The sequence below is a fragment of the Bradyrhizobium lablabi genome (genome assembly GCF_900141755.1).
Taxonomy (GTDB): Bacteria; Pseudomonadota; Alphaproteobacteria; order Rhizobiales; family Xanthobacteraceae; genus Bradyrhizobium; species Bradyrhizobium lablabi_A.
Genome location: NZ_LT670844.1, coordinates 744,333 through 762,026 on the forward strand (window position 1 = coordinate 744,333; position 17,694 = coordinate 762,026).

The 17,694-nt window shown below is 61.8% G+C and carries 15 protein-coding genes; 4 read left to right on the plus strand and 11 right to left on the minus strand.

Features of this window, described 5'->3' with window-relative positions:
* Nucleotides 1-15 precede the first annotated feature (15 nt).
* The 3 genes from B5526_RS03580 to B5526_RS03590 form a co-directional block, all read right to left on the minus strand.
* Nucleotides 16-1,941, minus strand: coding sequence for a potassium transporter Kup (locus B5526_RS03580; RefSeq protein ID WP_079536937.1), 1,926 nt, complete (start codon nucleotides 1,939-1,941; stop codon nucleotides 16-18).
* A gap of 347 nt (nucleotides 1,942-2,288) precedes the next feature.
* Entirely contained in the window at nucleotides 2,289-3,119 is an 831-nt protein-coding gene (locus B5526_RS03585) for an OmpA/MotB family protein (protein WP_079536939.1), read from the minus strand.
* A gap of 32 nt (nucleotides 3,120-3,151) precedes the next feature.
* Nucleotides 3,152-3,925: a motility protein A gene (locus tag B5526_RS03590; protein WP_079544664.1), complete on the minus strand. Its 774-nt coding sequence runs from the start codon at nucleotides 3,923-3,925 to the stop codon at nucleotides 3,152-3,154.
* A 1,401-nt stretch (nucleotides 3,926-5,326) separates the two neighbouring features.
* On the opposite strand from B5526_RS03590, the gene B5526_RS03600 reads away from it, so the two are divergent.
* From B5526_RS03600 to B5526_RS03610, 3 genes are all read left to right on the plus strand, one after another.
* Nucleotides 5,327-7,387: a hypothetical protein gene (locus B5526_RS03600; protein WP_154071115.1), complete on the plus strand. Its 2,061-nt coding sequence runs from the start codon at nucleotides 5,327-5,329 to the stop codon at nucleotides 7,385-7,387.
* Between the two features lie 260 nt (nucleotides 7,388-7,647).
* Nucleotides 7,648-7,869, plus strand: coding sequence for a hypothetical protein (locus B5526_RS03605; protein WP_079544665.1), 222 nt, complete (start codon nucleotides 7,648-7,650; stop codon nucleotides 7,867-7,869).
* Between the two features lie 7 nt (nucleotides 7,870-7,876).
* Nucleotides 7,877-8,278 carry a hypothetical protein gene (locus tag B5526_RS03610; RefSeq protein WP_433994636.1) on the plus strand — a complete coding sequence of 134 codons (402 nt, stop codon included), beginning with the start codon at nucleotides 7,877-7,879 and terminating at the stop codon, nucleotides 8,276-8,278.
* 138 nt (nucleotides 8,279-8,416) lie between these two features.
* Here B5526_RS03610 and B5526_RS03615 read toward each other — a convergent pair whose 3' ends face one another.
* From B5526_RS03615 to B5526_RS03635, 5 genes are all read right to left on the minus strand, one after another.
* Nucleotides 8,417-9,244 carry an SDR family NAD(P)-dependent oxidoreductase gene (locus tag B5526_RS03615; protein ID WP_079536944.1) on the minus strand — a complete coding sequence of 276 codons (828 nt, stop codon included), beginning with the start codon at nucleotides 9,242-9,244 and terminating at the stop codon, nucleotides 8,417-8,419.
* Nucleotides 9,245-9,292: 48 nt separating this feature from the next.
* On the minus strand, nucleotides 9,293-10,012 hold the full coding sequence (locus B5526_RS03620) for an RraA family protein (protein WP_079536946.1): 720 nt from the start codon (nucleotides 10,010-10,012) through the stop codon (nucleotides 9,293-9,295).
* A gap of 429 nt (nucleotides 10,013-10,441) precedes the next feature.
* A complete protein-coding gene (gene pssA / locus B5526_RS03625) occupies nucleotides 10,442-11,323 on the minus strand; it encodes a CDP-diacylglycerol--serine O-phosphatidyltransferase (RefSeq protein ID WP_079536948.1) in 882 nt (293 codons plus the stop codon).
* A 175-nt stretch (nucleotides 11,324-11,498) separates the two neighbouring features.
* Nucleotides 11,499-12,221 (minus strand): phosphatidylserine decarboxylase, encoded by a 723-nt coding sequence (locus B5526_RS03630; RefSeq protein ID WP_283807598.1) that lies wholly within the window; start codon nucleotides 12,219-12,221, stop codon nucleotides 11,499-11,501.
* A gap of 47 nt (nucleotides 12,222-12,268) precedes the next feature.
* Nucleotides 12,269-14,224, minus strand: coding sequence for an ABCB family ABC transporter ATP-binding protein/permease (locus B5526_RS03635; protein WP_079536952.1), 1,956 nt, complete (start codon nucleotides 14,222-14,224; stop codon nucleotides 12,269-12,271).
* 229 nt (nucleotides 14,225-14,453) lie between these two features.
* Here B5526_RS03635 and B5526_RS03640 point away from each other — a divergent pair, with 229 nt between their 5' ends.
* Entirely contained in the window at nucleotides 14,454-15,059 is a 606-nt protein-coding gene (locus B5526_RS03640) for a TIGR00730 family Rossman fold protein (RefSeq protein ID WP_079544667.1), read from the plus strand.
* A gap of 19 nt (nucleotides 15,060-15,078) precedes the next feature.
* Here the strand turns inward: B5526_RS03640 and B5526_RS03645 are convergent, their stop codons facing one another.
* The 3 genes from B5526_RS03645 to B5526_RS03655 all read right to left on the minus strand — a co-directional run bounded on the left by B5526_RS03645 (nucleotide 15,079) and on the right by B5526_RS03655 (nucleotide 17,691).
* Nucleotides 15,079-15,456 carry a VOC family protein gene (locus tag B5526_RS03645; RefSeq protein WP_079536954.1) on the minus strand — a complete coding sequence of 126 codons (378 nt, stop codon included), beginning with the start codon at nucleotides 15,454-15,456 and terminating at the stop codon, nucleotides 15,079-15,081.
* A gap of 127 nt (nucleotides 15,457-15,583) precedes the next feature.
* Nucleotides 15,584-17,182 (minus strand): citramalate synthase, encoded by a 1,599-nt coding sequence (gene cimA / locus B5526_RS03650; protein ID WP_079536956.1) that lies wholly within the window; start codon nucleotides 17,180-17,182, stop codon nucleotides 15,584-15,586.
* Nucleotides 17,179-17,691 carry a GNAT family N-acetyltransferase gene (locus tag B5526_RS03655; protein ID WP_079536958.1) on the minus strand — a complete coding sequence of 171 codons (513 nt, stop codon included), beginning with the start codon at nucleotides 17,689-17,691 and terminating at the stop codon, nucleotides 17,179-17,181. The genes cimA and B5526_RS03655 overlap by 4 nt, the downstream gene beginning before the upstream one ends.
* Between the last annotated feature and the right edge of the window lie 3 nt (nucleotides 17,692-17,694).

Consider the following 17,694-nt stretch of genomic DNA (forward strand, 5'->3'; position numbering starts at 1 on the left):
TTTCCGGATCATGCTCTAGACGGTCACCTGCGTTCCCACCTCGACCACCCGTCCGCTCGGAATCTGAAAATAGTCGGTGGCATCGTTGGCGGTGCGGCTGAGCGCGATGAAAAGATGATCCTGCCAGCGCGGCATGCCGGAATGCGCGGCAGGTTTCAGCGCGCGCCGTGACAGGAAGAACGACGTCGACATGATATCGAATTGCCAGCCGAGTTTTCGCGCGATGGCCAGCGCCTTCGGCACGTTGGGCGATTCCATGAATCCGAACCGCAGCGTCACCTTGGAGAACGTCTTGCTGATCTGCTCCAGCCGCACCCGCTCGGAAATGTCGACCCGCGGCGTCGAGGCAATTTCGATCGTGAGGATGACGTTCTTCTCATGCAGCACCTTGTAGTGCTTGAGGCTGTGCATCAGCGCGGTCGGGGCGCTGACGGGATCACTGGTCAGGAATACGGCGGTGCCGGAAACCCGCTGTGGCGGCCGCTTTTCCAGCATCGCCACCAGATCGGCCAGCGGGAACTCCAGCTTGCGCGATTTCTCGAACAAGAGCCGGCTGCCGCGCCGCCAGGTGTACATCAGGAGCATTACGACCGCGCCCAGCGCCAGCGGCACCCAGCCGCCTTCCAGCACTTTCAGAAGGTTCGCCGCAAGGAAGGTGAGATCGAGGAACAAGAACGGCGCGATCAGCGCGGCGGCCGCAATCGCCGACCATCGCCAGACCCGCCAGATCACGACAAAGCCCATCATCGCCGTGACCACCATGGTTCCGGTCACGGAGATGCCGTAGGCCGAGGCCAGCGCGCTCGAGGAACGGAACATCAATACCAGCAGCATCACGGCGATGAACAGCAGCAGATTGATGCGCGGGATGTAGATCTGGCCGGAATGGGCTTCGGAGGTGTGGCGGATTTCAAAGCGCGGCAACAGGCCGAGCTGGATCGCCTGGCGCGTCAGCGAATAGGCGCCGGTGATGACGGCCTGGCTCGCGATCACGGTCGCTGCCGTGGCAAGACCGACCATTGGCTTCAGGGCCCAATCCGGGAACATCAGGTAGAACGGGTTCTCCACCGCCTTGGGATCGGCGATGACGAGCGCGCCCTGTCCCAGATAGTTCAGTGCCAGCGCTGGCAGCACGATGAAAAGCCAGGCGGTCTGGATCGGCCGTTTGCCGAAATGCCCCAAATCAGCATAGAGCGCCTCGGCGCCGGTGACGGCGAGAAACACCGCGCCGAGCGTGACGAAGCCGATGATGCCGTGATGCAGCATGAACGAGACGGCAAGCAGCGGATTGAGCGCCAGCAGCACTTCGGGATGCCGCACAATCGGGGCAAACGAGGCGATCGCGATGACGCCGAACCAGACGCACATGATTGGCCCGAAGAAAGCCGCGACGCGCGCGGTACCGCGCGACTGCGCCGCGAACAGCGCCAGCAGGATCAGGACCGTCAGCGGCACCACGTAAGGGTCGGCCGCCGCGCTGACGAGCTTGATACCTTCGATCGCCGAGAGCACCGACAGCGCCGGCGTGATCACCGCATCGCCGTAAAACAACGCGCCGCTGATAATGCCGAGCAGCACGATGATGCCGGCGTGGCTGCCCACCGCGCGCTGCGCCAGCGCCATCAATGCCAGCGTGCCGCCCTCGCCGTGGTTATCCGCGCGCAGCAGGATCACCACATATTTCAGGGTCACCACGATGATCAGCGCCCACAGGATCAGCGACACCACGCCGAGCACGGCCTGCGTGGTGACGACGCCCGAGGGCCCGCTGGCCGCGACCACGGCTTCGCGTAGCGCGTAAAGCGGGCTGGTGCCGATGTCGCCGTAGACGACCCCGATGCTGCCGATCAGGAGCGACTTAAAGCCGGCGGTGGAATGCACTTCGGCATGCCCGTTGGCCACCGTCGTTTCCGCGGCGGGAGCTACAACATCACTGGTCATGGGAGTTTGCGGCCTCAAAAATGCTTCACTGCACGCTACAGCTTGATTCAACTGAATTGAATCGAGCTCTAGCGCTATTCTTTTGTTTGAACATGACCTTCTCGGAAAACCGGTTGCCAGTTTTCCGGATCATGCTTGAGCAAAGCGAGGCGGCTTATAGTCCTGCGCTTGTCCCTCAGCCTAGCCTGAATCCGGGTCAGCGCCATGCAAAAATGTGGATTGTAAGCTGGGGTTCCGGCCTCGCCCGCACAACCGTCCGGCATCCGAAAAATAGCGCGTGGCGGCGCGATGCCGCACCTTCTCGCCACCGCCAACACTGGGATTGCGGTATTATAGTAGTGGAACAATTACGGCTTCAGGTCGGGCGGCAGCGGCGGATCCTCGCGCATCAGCGTGATGGTGACGCGCCGGTTGGCCGATAGCGAGGGATCGTCGGGAAACAGCGGCTGGGTGTCGGCTTTTCCGGAAACCGCAAAAATATGCGACGGCGGCAAGCCTTCCCGCTCGAGAATCTGGCGCACCGCGTTGGCTCTATCAGCCGAAAGATCGAACGCCCCGTAATCACTCTGCGTCGGCACGAAGCCTGCGGCGGTGTGACCGATGATCGATATCCGCAGCGGCGTCGCCCGCAGCGGCGCCGCAAGCTTCTGGATCAGCCGGCGCGTGCGCTCGTAGGGTGTCCTGGAGCCATCCGCGAACATCGAGCGGCCGTCCTGATCGACGATTTCGAGGTTCAGGCCCTGCTTGGTTTCCTCGAACATGATGTGTTTGGAGATTTCGGTCAGTTCCGGCATGTCCTGCAGCGCCTGGCGCAACGACGCCGAGGCGAGCGCGAATTCGCGATCGATCTGGAGGCGGGCACCTTCGGTTCGTTGCCGCTCCTGCTCATCCGGGGTCGGCGTATTGGAGGCGTCCTCCGGGGAGATATGATCGGTGTGTTTCAGCTTCGGCCGCGTCGGCAGGCCGTCGGATTCGATGATTCCGGAATAGCGCGCCTCGGTCTGCACGCCGAAGGCATCGCGCATCGAGCCGGCGACGATCTTGAGCTTGTTGTTGTCCATGGTGGAGAACGCGACGAGCATCACGAAGAAGCTCATCATCAGACCCATCAGGTCGGCGAAGGACACGTACCAGCCGTGTCCTCCGCCATGTGCCGCGCCACGTTTTTTCTTGGCCATCGCTTGCTTTCCGGAGCGCCGCTACATGCCGATCAGGCCGGTACCGGCTCGCCCTCCTCATGGCGGTGTTTCTCCGGCAAATACGCCAGCAGCATTTCCCGCACCAAGGTCGGGCTCTTGGAGTCCCGGATCATCAGGATGCCGTCGATGATCAACGTGCGATTGGTTTCCTCGTCGAGCAGCTTGCCATGCAGTTTGTCGGCGATCGGCAGGCAGAACAGGTTCGCGACCACCGCGCCGTAAAGCGTCGCCAAAAGAGCGGTCGCCATGAACGGACCGAGTTTCGACGGGTCGGTCATGTTGGCGAACATCTGCACCATGCCGATCAACGTGCCGACCATGCCGAACGCCGGCGTGCAGTCGCCGATGGCGCGATAGATCTTGCCGCCTTCGTCGAGATGCATCAGGAAATTGTCGCGGTCCCGTTCGAGGTTGTCGCGGATGAATTCGAGATCGTAGCCGTCGGCGACGTAGCGAATGCCCTTGGCCAGGAACGGTTCGTCGGTCTCGACTTTCTCCAGGCCGACCGGTCCCTGCTTGCGCGCGATTTCCGCGATGCGGGCCAATTCGTCGACCAGGTCGCGCGCCGACAGTCGGCTCATCGTGAAGGCGAATTTCGCTCCGAGCGGAACGCCGTGCAGGATAGCGCTGAGCGGAAACCTGATCATGGTGGCGGCGATCGAACCACCGAAGACGATGATCATAGCATGCTCGCTGATGAACATATGAATATCGCCGCCCATGAGCATTATCAACGCAACGACGGCAGTGCCGAACGCGAGCCCAATGCCCGTCATGATATCCATGGGAGACTCCAACGCGTAGGCGAACAACCGGCCGTTCTGGACGGTGGCGCGGCTCATCTTAAGTCGCGCAACCGGAACCCTACGTCCGCGCCATTAAAGACGCGTAAAGGATAAGTCCTTCGGCGCTCGAACGGATTAAATCAAAGGCGGCCAAAGCGCGATCTAAACGTTCTGCTAACCATAACGCGGCTTTCGCCGATCTGGACCGTCATTGCGAGCAACGGGTCGCGCGAACGCGCGCCGCGTCCACCGCATCCCATCCCGCGTTCGTGACGACCGCGAAGCGCCCCTGATCGCGAGTAGCGAAAGTTCCATTGAGTTCAGTGACCGAGCAGTGAACCAGTTCACATGCCGGCGTCATGGGCGCCTGTTATTCTCATCTATGAGGCGCTGACCACGCCGAATGAACGACAGCTGCCTGAATGCTTGGAGGACCAAGCCATGCAAAGCACAAGCGTCGGTGAATACAAGCCAGAGATGGTCTTCCGGGATGGTGTGGCACAGTCCCGTCGCGTTTCCTCCGCGCAAGAAAGAAATTCGATGCTGGGCGCGCGGGCGCGAGACGCTCGGAGCGTGGAACAGCGAAAAGAAATCATCCACCGGCTGGCCTTCGATACATCCGCCAACCCCGCAACAAACTGCCACGTCAGTAACTAAGGAGAAGCCAAGATGCGCCATCCTTATTCGCATCTCCTTGCGACGTTTGCTGTGTTGATGTTCACCGCGAATGTGTTTGCAGCTTCGGACGTCAGCGAGAATGGGACTGACCTGCGAACAACCTCCGGGGCTTCTCCGCCTGCGGTCAGACTGGCCGATGCGCCGAGGCCCGGAGGCGGAGGCGGAGGAATTGTGCGCGGCCGTTGCGGTTTGGCAGCCGGTTCGGCGTGCTGTCATGCGCCGGGCCATATACCAAGCTCGGTGTTTGGGCCCTTGGTCGCTTGCGGGCCCGCGCTCGGTTGCAACATCAACAGCGACACTTGCGCTCAACCCTGCGGCGGTGAGGGCCAGGCATGCTGTGACGGACCGGAAACCACTTCACTCAAATGGACCAGCAGCGGTGCCGTTTACACTCCGACATCGCCGGGCCTTCGACCCATGTGCAGCGCCGGTGCGTGCGGCAAAGATACACACGTCTGTTCCGCCGCATGCGGGACAACCGCTGGTGCTGCTTGTTGTCCGCCGGACGCCAGCCAAGCGACCGCGCGATGTTCTGGCGATGGTCTGGTCTGCGACTTCGCAGATCCGGCTTCCCATACTGGTAACTGCATCGTCTGCGGGAGCCGGGGGAATTCACCTTGCCCGGCTGGCTGCGACACGGGACTGGGATTGCTGAACGGGGTCTGCGACATTTGCGGAGGCCCCTCGCAGCCCGCCTGCGACAGCCCATACGAAAAGCCGGACGTGCTGAACGTCAACTTGCCTAATGGCCCGATCAATCTGAAAGGACCAATTCCAATTTACCCAGGCGAACCGGCAAAAGGTGGCTGGGCAAGCTCCGTCATTCAGAGCAACGTAGGGTTAGCGCCGGCCGCCGACGAACTGGTCCGTCTCGCACAGCCCCTCGACCTGTACGGCGGGGAATTGCTGGCGGACGCGACTTTCCCCTACCCTAACCCTCCGACGAAGGTGAAGAATCCTTCAGTGGTATTCTCGGTGCCGATCTCCTTTACCGCCAGCGGTGCGCAATTCACGGGTCCAAACTACAGCTGTTCAACAGGTTCCACCTGCGTGCCGCCGATCGCAGCTGACGGAACAAGCGCCCTCTATCTCGCCCGGGTCGAGGATTGTCTTTCCAGCATCCATCATCTGTCGATCCCACAGGTGAAGGATTTCGCCGGAAATCCCATTCCGTGCAACTCTGCGGATGGAATCGCAGGCACGAGCGGGTACTGGTACGACATCGCACCGCCATGGAGTGCGACAGCCACGCTTGACTTCGGTGCAGGCAAAGTCCCGCCACAAGACGGCGGCATGGTATCGGGCATCCTGAATGTTCCGGCCCAGTTACCGGTGCCCGGCAACTCGGTGCGCATCGAATTCGAGCTCGGTATTACCAACGCCAACATTGTCCCGGGTAGCCCGTTTATTAATTCTCTGGCGTGGGGAGACGTGTTTTCAGCAGGTGCCCCTCTGGGCTGTTGTGAATACGCCCTGACGCGCTTTGCCGTGCAGTTCAATCCAATCAACGTGCTGCCAGCCGCGTTTTTACAGATGAAGCTTCTGCCATACACCATCCTCTATCGGCCGCCCGGCGATCAAAGTTCCGGAACCTTCAAGGCAACTGAGTCATTCGCGACCAGTATGAGCATCGGAAGCAGCACCACCGTCGACACCTCCAAGAGCTTTGAGAAGTCAAGTGAACTCCAAGACGATCAGAAAGTTACCGCGTTTATCGCCACCATCCAGCAAATAGACGGGCAGTCGACGACCACGAGTACCACATGGGACAGCAACGCCGTGATCGGAAAAGGCCTGACCGACACTGCTTCGCGCACCATTGTGCGGGCATGGACGGTTGGATCCAACAGTGCCGATGCAAGTATCGTTCCGGCCCGCGAATACGTCGTGCCCAATACCTGTACCAAAGAAAATTATGCGACCAACAACTGTTCCGTGAAGCCGGCTGAGAGCTATCAGCAGGAGCCGTTCTGGGCGGATCGGATCGTGCTGCTGCTGAATCCTCAAGCGGCGCTCTGGGACTTCAACGGAACGCCCGGCATGCAGCTTCTTGGCGCGGTCGAGTTTGACGAAGTGTCCATCAGGGATCTGGATGTCTGCGCCAACAACCTCAATCCGCAAGCTTGGCGCTTGAGCAACGGTCAATGGCTTAGCCCAAGTGAGTGCCAGGATCTGGTTGCGCTAGACCCGTTCTACGGGATCGGGCAGTCGTTGGATCCATCACTGTCGGGGCGCGGACTGCCGGTCGGCGGCGGCCCTTACGGCCGCGATCCGGTCAATCCAAACAGTTCGGCAAGCGCGACCTTCCAGGATATCTTCTCCTATCAGACCGCGCAGTCGACGAACGGAACGGCAACCTTTAGCACAAGTGTTACCGACGTGATCGGTTTCAGTTGGAGCGAAAGCGTGGCGTTGGCGTATCAGCAGGGCCAGTACGGGGTGAACGTCGGCTTCAACAAGAATGTTACGCTCAAGCAAGGTGAGAAGGTGACGACCGGGACATCCATGAAGATCAGCTACACCGCCTCCACGATTTCCACGGACACCCGCACGACCGAGATCGATGGCATGTTCGCCGACGACCACGACTTCGACACCCCGGCTTGCCAGGGCGATTCAGGCAAGTGCTATAGGCCCTCGGTGCGGGTCTTTATTGATGAAATATTTGGGAGTTATATGTTCCAGGATCGGGACGCGCCGGGGCCGCTGCCCTCGGGCATGCATTTCCCTCCCCCTGGTGGGATTGGCCCAGGTGGGATTGGCCCAGGTGTGATTGGCCGGTAAATGGCGCTCGCTTGAGGATGGCCACGGCTCGCGCGTTGCGGCCATCCTTGGAGACGCTTGCCTATTTCGCGGCAAGATCACGGCAACAGTGCGCAGGATGGGTGAAGCGCAGTGATATCAATCGGTTCACCACGCACGCGCAACGGCCGATGGGTTTCGCAACTGCTCAATCCATCGCGCTGGCCCTCCTGATCCCCAAGCGGAACTTTTTCCAGGATATCGCATTGCTCTTCGCGGCTGGGCCTTCAGGAGCGCAACTAATGGCAACTCAAATAGTGATGGATCACACCGGCGACACAAGGCACCATTTCGACGCGACGGACACCAAGAATCTCTTGAAGGCCGAGGAACGCTTCAAGAAGTTGACCGGGTCGGGCTTTACGGCGGCCGTTCGCGACGCTTCCGGAAAGGTCACCGTGACACGGGCGTTCGATCCGAATGCGGAAGAAACCTTGTTTTTTCCGCGGCTGGTCGGCGGCTAGCCTGCCCATGTTTCGACAATTGTTGGGTTTTGCGGCGGATCGTCTTCAGCGTCTGGGCGCCGAATGTTCCCGCCGGGCGAAACTGTGGTGGGAACGGTCACGTGAACCGGACAAGAACGAAGAGCGCGGCCTCAACCTTTTGAGGGAATGGCTATCGCCCCAGCAACTCGCGCAGTATGACGCTCGCAAATATTTCGACGTCATCGGCTCCCAGAGCGGAAGGCGATACCGTATTTACCACGGCACCGCCGCCAATGTCCGCGAGATCGACGGCGCCGGCCGTCCGCGCGACGGCTGGTGCTTTGTGCCTGATGCGCGTCTCGTCGCAGGCGATGTCATGCTGGCACAAAAGATTGCCTTGGAAACCGACGAACGTCGCGCGTTGAGTGTGGCCAGAAGCTTTTTGTAGTGCGTAGGATGGTGGAGCCAACGGGTCGCGCGAAGCGCGCCCGATGATAAATTCCGCGAGACCCATCCTATCACCATGAGCGCGCAGCAAGCCGATGGGTTTCGCAAGGGCTCAACCCATCCTGCGAGCTACGGGCTGTCAGCGCGCCGCGAGCCCCGTCAGCTCCAGGCTGAGCGCGCGCAAGCGCTTGCGGGCTACCTCGTCATAGGCCTGCGGATTGGCCTGCGCCTCGCGCATGCCATTAAAAAACAGGCCGCTCTTGTCAGCGACGTCATCGCCGCGCACGAGATGCAGGATCGCTTCGCCGCCCTGCTCCACGGTCGAAACCGGCGTGATGCCGCCGGCGCGCACCATGGTCGTGTTCATGTAGGTCGCCGGATGCAGCGAATTGACGGTCACGCCCGAGCCTTTCAACTCATTGGCGAGATCGATGGTGAACATGATCTGCGACAGCTTGCTCTGCGCGTAGGCGCGCGAGCCGTTATAACCTTTCGTAATCATCACATCGTCGAAGTCGATCGGATGCTGGCCGAGCGAGGCGACATTGACGATGCGCGAAGGCGCGGCTGCCTTCAAGAGCGGAAGCAGGAGGTGAGCGAGCAGGAATCCCGAAAGGTAATTCACCGCAAAACGCAGTTCGTATCCCTCAGTGCTGGTCTTCCGCGCGGGTCCTCCGTTCATTGATCCGATGCCCGCATTGCTGACGAAAACGTCGAGCCGCCTGTGGTCGGCGAGCACGGCTTCGGCGAGTTTTCGCGTCCCCGCAAGCGACGAGAGATCGGCCTGATAGAAGACCGGCACGGCGTGCCCTGCCCGCTTGATTTCCTCAATCAGCGAATTCGCCCGCGCCGCGTCGCGGCCGTGGATCAGGACCTTGGCGCCGCCGGCCGCGAGCTCGCTTGCGACATAGCGGCCGACGCCGTCGGTCGAACCGGTGATCAATACCGTCTTGCCGTCCATCTTCATCTCAATGCGCTCCGATCAATGCGCTCCCGTCAAGGCGCCGCAAAACCGTCAGTGAATTTCGGCCGACCGCTTCAGCGCCTCTTTCAGCTTTTCGAGTGAAAAGTCCTTGGCTCGCGCGATTTCGAGAATGGGCGTCTCGCGGCGGCCGCAGAGTTCGGCGGCCTCGGGGATTTTTGCGGCAATGTCGAGCGGGATCACGATCGCGCCATGACGGTCGGCATGGATCAGATCGTCGTTGCGCACCGTCATCCCGACAACGCGCACCTCGCCGCCAAAGCTTTCGGCGTGGACCCAGGCGTGCGACGGGCCGATCGACCCGGCCAGCGCCTGGAAACCCGGCGCCCATTGCGGGATGTCGCGGATCGATCCGTCGGTGATGACCCCTAAGCAGCCGAGCGCCTTGTGCACGGAGCTCTGCACCTCGCCCCAGAACGCGCCATAGCCGACATCCGCCCCGTCGATATCCTGGATCACGGTGATGCGCGGACCAAATCCAGTGCCGACATATTCATAATAGGCGATGCGGCGCTTGGCCTGCTCGGCGGCCGGAAGGCCGGATTGCAGCACGGAACGGATCGTCACGGTACGGGCATAGCCGACCATCGGCGGCAGATCGGGGAACGGGCAGACCAGCGGTTTGGTCGTATAGCCGATCAGGCGGCGTTCGGGGGCTACGATTTCCATGGCGTTGCAGATCGTGGGCGTATCGTAGCGCCCGAGCGCCTCGAGCAGCGAAGCAGGCAGCGGCGCTTTTGCAGATTCCGTCACGGCGTTTTCTCCGGAAAGTTAGGGGCCGGCCATCTTTAACGGCCGTATCGGGACAAGCCATATAACCGAGATCGGGATCGAACCCAAACAGGTGTTCGCTCATGGCAGATATCCTAGAGCAGGATGATGTTAGGTCGAGGCGATTATCTCAAACCGTCATCCTGAGAGTCTGACTGAAGATGCGGCCAACGGATTCGGTGGTTTTAGTGAAACTCGTCATGCCCGGGCTTGTCCCGGGCATCCACGTCTTGTCGACATCAGAGCAAGAAAGACGTGGATGGCCGGGACATAGGCAAGCGGAAGCGACGCCGTCCTTCGGACGGCTATGCCCGGCCATGACGTGGTTGGAAAGTGCCTGAATGAGCTGGCTGAATTTCAGTCAGGCTCTCAGGATGACGGGGATGGCCCTGAGTGTATCGCCCCCGGCGCTCAGTTCAGCCGCGCCGGCCGGTTGTCCTGGGCTGGCTCCGCGACCGTCGGCGCAAACGGTGCTGCCGGAGCCGGCGTGCTGGCTTCGGCCGGCGCCGCCTCCGCCGCGGCGGCTTTGCGCGCGTGGTCGCGATAGGACTTCCATCCCAACGGCAGGCTCAGAAGGTACAGGATCGAACCCGCCGACAGAATGTGCCAGGGATAGCCGACCAGGAGCGCGATGAAGAAGATCACGGAGACGAAGACCGGCAGCACCATTTCCGGCGGCACGCGCATGCGCACGGTCTTGCCGGAAAACACCGGCAGCCGCGACACCATCAGGAATGCGATCAATAGCGTAAAGACCGCCGTCAGCACGGCCGGAGGTTTCGGCAGACCGAGAAAAGCAAGGTAGATCGGCAGCAGCACGGTGACGGCGGCGGCGGGTGCGGGAACGCCGGTGAAATAGTTGGTCGCAAAGGCGGGCTTGTTGGGATCGTCCATGGTGGCGTTGAAACGGGCGAGCCGCAGGCCGCCACTGATCGCAAACACCATCGCTGCGATCCAGCCGCCATTATGCAATTCGTGCAATTGCCAGAAATACAGGATCAGTCCGGGCGCGACGCCGAAATTGACAAAATCTGCAAGGCTGTCGAGCTCGGCGCCGAATTTCGACTGGCCCTTGATCAAGCGCGCGACGCGGCCGTCGATGCCGTCGAGCACCGCGGCGAACACGATCGCCGCGACCGCCAACTCCATCCGCCCTTCGGTCGACAGCCGGATCGCGGTCAGCCCGGCGCAGATCGCGAGCAGGGTGATGACGTTGGGCACCAGCATCCGCACCGGGATCGGGCGAAACCGGCGGCGGCGCGCTTCGAGATATTTCGGGTCGATCGGCATCATGGGCCTCGATCATAATCCGATTTGATTTAATCGGATCACGATCTCAACTCCTTATTTGAGCATGATCTCTTCGGAAAACCGGTACCCACTTTTCCGGATCATGCTCTACATATAGCAAGCGCGGGCCGCTTACGCCATTGCGGCCGCCAAGGCGCTGGTTCGGCAGCGCAAATGGTTAATCGGCGCGGAACGTGCGGCCGTTATCGCCCGCCCTGAAATCGGCCAGGATGGTCTCGCCGGCGACCGCGGTCTGGCCTTCGGCGACCAGGGCTTTTGTTCCCTCGGGCAAATAGACGTCGAGGCGCGATCCGAAACGGATCAGCCCGAACCGCTCGCCGGCGCCGATGGTCTGGCCTTCGCGAACAAAGGAGACGATCCGCCGCGCCACCAGGCCCGCGATCTGGATCACGCCGATACGCCCGTTCGGGGTCGAGATCACCAGCGAATTGCGCTCATTGTCCTCGCTCGCCTTGTCGAGCTCGGCATTGATGAAGGCGCCCGGCCGGTACGCGATCCGGTCGATCCGGCCGGCCACCGGACTGCGGTTCACGTGGCAGTTGAACACGCTCATGAAGATCGAGATGCGCGGCAGCGGCCTGTCGCCGAGCCCGAGTTCGGCCGGCGGCAGCACCTGCGTCACCTTCGAGATGCGCCCGTCGGCCGGCGCCACCACGAGGCCCTCGCGCACCGGCGTCACGCGCACCGGATCGCGAAAAAACAGCGCGCACCAGACCGTCAGCACCGTGCCGATCCAGCCCAACGGCGACCAGATCCAGAACAGGATCAGGCTCGCCAGCGCAAAGCCGCCGATGAACGGATAGCCCTCGGGATGGACAGGCGGAATTTGCGCGCGGATGGAATTGGCGATGGACATTGATTCGCGCTCTGTTGGATTCACTGGTCTGTTGTGCCCTCTTCCCGCGTGGGAGAAGGATTATGCTTCGGTCATTCCGCAGCGGCGGGCGTCACCAGCGCTTCGTCGACCGGTGGCGGCCCCCGGTTCGGCGCTTCGTTCTCGTCGGCGATCCGCGCCAGTCGCTCCCGCGCCTCCTGGGCCTCGCGCTGCCTGTTCCACATACTGGCATAAAGTCCGCCCGATGCCAAAAGCTCACCATGGGTTCCGCGCTCGGCGATGCGGCCCTGATCCAGCACGATGATCTCATCGGCGCCGACGATGGTGGAGAGGCGATGCGCGATCACCAGCGAGGTGCGGTTGCGCGAGACCCGTTCGAGCGCTTCCTGGATTTCGTGCTCGGTGTGGCTGTCGAGCGCCGAGGTCGCCTCGTCCAGCACCAGGATCGGCGGCGCCTTGAGTATGGTGCGCGCGATCGCGACGCGCTGCTTCTCGCCGCCGGATAGTTTCAGGCCGCGCTCGCCGACCTGGGTCTCATAGCCCTTCGGCGACAGCCGGATGAAGGGATCGATCTGCGCGAGTTTTGCGGCCTGTTCGACCTCGACGTCGGTGGCGTCCCAGCGGCCGTAGCGGATGTTGTAGCGGATGGTGTCGTTGAACAATACCGTGTCCTGCGGCACCATGCCGATCGAGGCCCGCAGCGAGGTCTGCGAGACTTTCCGGATATCCTGGCCGTCGATCAGGATCTTGCCGCCGGAGACGTCATAGAGGCGGAACAATAGTCGCGAGATGGTCGATTTGCCGGCGCCGGAGGGTCCTACGATGGCGACCGTCTTGCCGGCGGGCACCTCGAAGCTGAGGCCTTTGAGGATCGGACGCTCGGGATCGTAGGAAAACCGCACGTCTTCGAAGCGCACATTGCCTGACGTCACCACCAGCGGTCTGGCGCCGGGCATATCCTTGATCTCGGGATTGCGCGACAACACGTTGAACATCTTCTCGATGTCGATGATCGCCTGCTTGATCTCGCGATAGACCATGCCCATGAAATTCAGGGGCTGGTAGAGCTGGATCATCATGGCGTTGACCATGACGAAATCGCCTACCGTGTTGTGGCCGCTGCGCACCCCATACGCGCACATCAGCATGGTCGCGGCGAGACCGGCGGTGAAAATGATCGCCTGCCCGGTGTTGAGCACCGCCAACGAAGTATAGGTCTTCACGCTGGCGCGTTCGTAACGCTCCATCGAACGGTCATAGCGGGTGGCTTCGCGCTCCTCGGCGCCGAAATATTTTACAGTCTCGTAATTCAGAAGCGAGTCGATGGCCTTGGTGTTGGCCTCGGTATCGGAATCGTTCATCCGGCGGCGAATCTCGATCCGCCACTCGGTCGCCAGATACGTGTAATACATGAAGACCACGACCGTGATCATGGTGACGAGCACATAGCGCCAGTCGAATTTCCACAGCAGCACGCCCGTCAGCAGTGTAACCTCGACGATGGTCGGGATCAGCTGCAGGATCACCATCCGCACGATGACTTCGATGCCGGCGCGGCCGCGCTCCAAGACGCGCGTCAGTCCGCCGGTCTTGCGTTCCAGGTGAAAGCGCAGCGACAATTCGTGCATATGGACGAAGGTGAGATACGCGAGCTTGCGCACCGCATGCATCGCCACCCGCGCGAAGATGCCGTCGCGCCATTGCGTCAGCACCGCCATCAGCACCCGAAGGCCGCCATAGCTCACGGTCATGATCACGGGTGAGGCGATCAACCACAGCGTCCAGTTCGACGGCTCAACCGGCGCGGTATCGGCGCCGGTCAGCGCGTCGATCGCCCACTTGAACGTAAAGGGCACCGCAAGGGTCGCGAGCTTCGCGATCAAAAGCAGCACCATCGACCAGACCACGCGCATCTTCAGGTCGGCGCGGTCGCTCGGCCAGATATAAGGCCACAGATGCGCCAACGTCCCGATCAGGGTCGCCTGCTCGATGGAATTGGTAGAGGGCATCGCCTCGCCGGCACCCCGGGCCGAATCGGTGTGAGCCATTAATCTAAGCCGTTTGGCGCTTGGACGATCGCGGTCGCGCGCAGTTCTGTTTTTCGCATTCTTCCCGTCATATATAGGGTTTACATGCTCCGCGCACCCTTGCCCGGGGTGAAACTTTCACGATTCCCGGGCATTTACGAATGGATTCCCCTGCACCTGCGAATCCGTTAGGCTTGACGCCTTTACGCTGCAGTGCCACATGGCCATTATGAACAAAATCAAGACTGTTATGAACAAAATCAAGACTGTCTGCGTCTATTGCGGCTCCGGCCCCGGTACCAATCCCCATTTTGTCGAAGCCGCCATTGGGCTCGGCAAGGTTTTGGCCGAAAACGGCATCCGCCTCGTCTATGGCGGCGGCTCGATCGGGCTGATGGGCGCGGTTGCGACCTCCGTGCTCGATCACGGCGGCACCGTGACCGGCATCATCCCCGACTTCCTCACCACGCGTGAGAACGCGCTCAAGCGCGTGCAGGAAATGATCGTCACGCCCGACATGCATGAGCGCAAGCGGCTGATGTTCGAGCGCTCCGACGCGTTCGTGGCGCTGCCCGGCGGCATCGGCACGCTCGAGGAGCTGGTCGAGCAACTGACCTGGCAGCAGCTCGGCCGCCACGCCAAGCCGATCCTGCTCGCCAATATCGATGGCTTCTGGGAGCCGTTGCTGGCGCTGCTCGCGCATATGCGGGCCACGCAGTTCATCCGGCAGACGCTTGCGGTCGAGATTCTGAAAGCCGAACGCGTCGAGGATATCCTGCCGCGGTTGCGCTCGGCGGCTGCGCGCGCCGAACAGGGCGCGGAGGATATGGCAACCGAGATCGTGCGCCGGCTTTAGCCGCCGCGAGGCGATCAGATCAACCTTCAGGAAACGTCACCGCCTCGATGCGATTGCCGTCGGGATCGATGACGAACGCCGCATAGTAACGCACGCGGTCATGCGGCCGCAAACCGGGCGCGCCATCGGAGCGGCCACCGGCGTTCAGCGCAGCCGTGTGGAACGCATCGACTTCGGCGCTTGATTTGGCCCGCAGGCAGATATGGACGCCGCTGCCCGGCTCGACCGGCGCCATCTCGCCACGAAGGTTGATCCAGAACTCCGGATAGCGCTTGCCGAAGCCGATCGTCGCGGGGCGCGTGACCACGCGTGCAAGACCGAGCGCTGCGAGCACGGGTTCATAGAAGCGCGCTGATAGTTCGAGGTCACGGACGGCGATGGAGACGTGGTCGATCATGGGACGCCCTCATCTCCCCCGTCATTGCGAGGAGCGAAGCGACGAAGCAATCCAGCTTTCGTTTCGCGGATGAAAAGCTGGATTGCTTCGCTGCGCTCGCAATGACGGGGATGGTTCGTCGCACCCCTCACGCCGGCGCGCCTGATTTCACGAGCTTGTAGACCACCGAATCCATCAGCGCCTGGAACGAGGCGTCGATGATATTGGGCGACACGCCGACCGTGGTCCAGCGCTCGCCCGCCTCGTCCTCGCTCTCGATCAGGACCCGCGTCACCGCCTCGGTGCCGCCATTGAGGATACGCACGCGGTAGTCGATCAGTTTTAGGCCCTCGATGTATTTTTGGTATTTGCCGAGGTCCTTGCGCAGCGCGACGTCGAGCGCGTTGACGGGGCCGTTGCCTTCCGCCGCCGAGATCAGTTTCTCGCCGGCGACATCGACCTTCACCACGGCCATCGCCACCGTGACGCGCTGGCCGTTGGCGTTGTAGCGCTGCTCGACATTGACGTCGAATTGCTCGACCCTGAAATATTCCGGCACCCGCCCGAGCGTGCGCCGCGCCAATAATTCGAACGAGGCGTTGGCGGATTCATAGGCGTAGCCGGCAGCCTCGCGTTCCTTCAATTCCTCGACCAGGCGAGCAAGCTTTGGATCGTTCTTGTCGTAGGGGATGCCGGCGCGCTCGAGCTCGGCGATGACGTTGGAACGGCCGGCCTGATCGGAAACCAGCACCTTGCGATGATTGCCGACCGATTCCGGCGTCACATGTTCGTAGGTCTGCGGATCCTTGAGCACGGCGGAGGCATGGATGCCGGTTTTTGTCACGAACGCGCTTTCGCCGACGTAAGGAGCATGCCGGTTCGGCGCGCGGTTGAGCATGTCGTCCAGCGTCCGCGACACTTTTGTCAGCGTCGCCATCTTGTCCGGCGACACGCCGATCTCGAAGCGATCGGCGAATTCTTGCTTGAGCCGCAGCGTCGGGATCAGCGAAACCAGATTGGCGTTGCCACAGCGCTCGCCAAGACCGTTCAGCGTGCCCTGGATTTGCCGCGCGCCGGCGCGCACCGCGGCCAGCGAATTCGCAACCGCCTGTTCGGTGTCGTTGTGGGCGTGGATGCCGACGTGATCGCCGGGAATATGTTTTGTCACCTCGGTGACGATGGTCTCGACCTCGTGCGGCATCGTGCCGCCATTGGTGTCGCACAACACCACCCAGCGCGCGCCGGAATCAAAGGCCGCCTTGGCGCAGGCCAGCGCGAATTCCGGGTTCTCCTTGTAGCCATCGAAGAAGTGCTCGCAGTCGAGCATCACCTCGCGGCCCGCGGATTTGGCGGCCTTCACGCTGTCGCGGATCGAGGCGAGATTTTCCTCATTGGTGGTCTCGAGCGCGACCCGCACCTGATAGGCCGACGATTTTGCGACAAAGCAGATCGCATCCGCCTTGGCCTCCAGCAGCGAGGCCAGGCCCGGATCGTTGGAAGCCGAGCGGCCGGCGCGCCGCGTCATGCCGAAGGCGGTGAAGCGCGCGTGATTGAGTTTTGGCTTGGTTGCAAAGAATTCGGTGTCGGTCGGATTGGCGCCGGGATAGCCGCCTTCGACATAATCGATGCCGAGTTCGTCGAGCAGGCCTGCGATCAATTGCTTGTCGCGCAGCGTGAAATCGACGCCGTTGGTCTGTGCGCCGTCGCGCAGCGTCGTGTCGAACAGATAGAGGCGCTCGCGGCTCATGAGGTCCCTCCCGGCGATGCGCCGCCCGTAAGCGTCTTCTGCATCGTGGTGTTGGCGAGCCATTCGCCGTTGACGGTGACGGTGTTGCGCTGCTTGGCGACATAACCGCGCTTGGTGAAAAATTCGAGCGTATTGTCGCTGGCATCGACGTCAAGCGCCTTGGCGCCGCGGCCGCCGGCGAGCTTTTCCAGCGCATCGCACAGCATCGAGCCTACCCCCTGCCCGACCACGCTCGGATGCACGTAGAGCATGTCGATATGGTCGTTGCCCTTGAGCGACGCAAAACCGACCGGCGAATTCTGCAGCGTCGCAATCAGCGTCAGCTCGGAGGCGAGCCGCTTGCCGAATTTCTCTTCGTCGTCGGCGGCGCTGGCCCACGCCTCCTGCTGCGCCTCACTGTAGTCGTCGCCGGTCAATTCCTCGATTGCCGCCGCGAAGATCGCCGCCAGCACGGGCGTATCCTCGGCAAGGAAAGGCCGCAATCCAGGTTTCGGCAGGGTTTGTCCCATTGC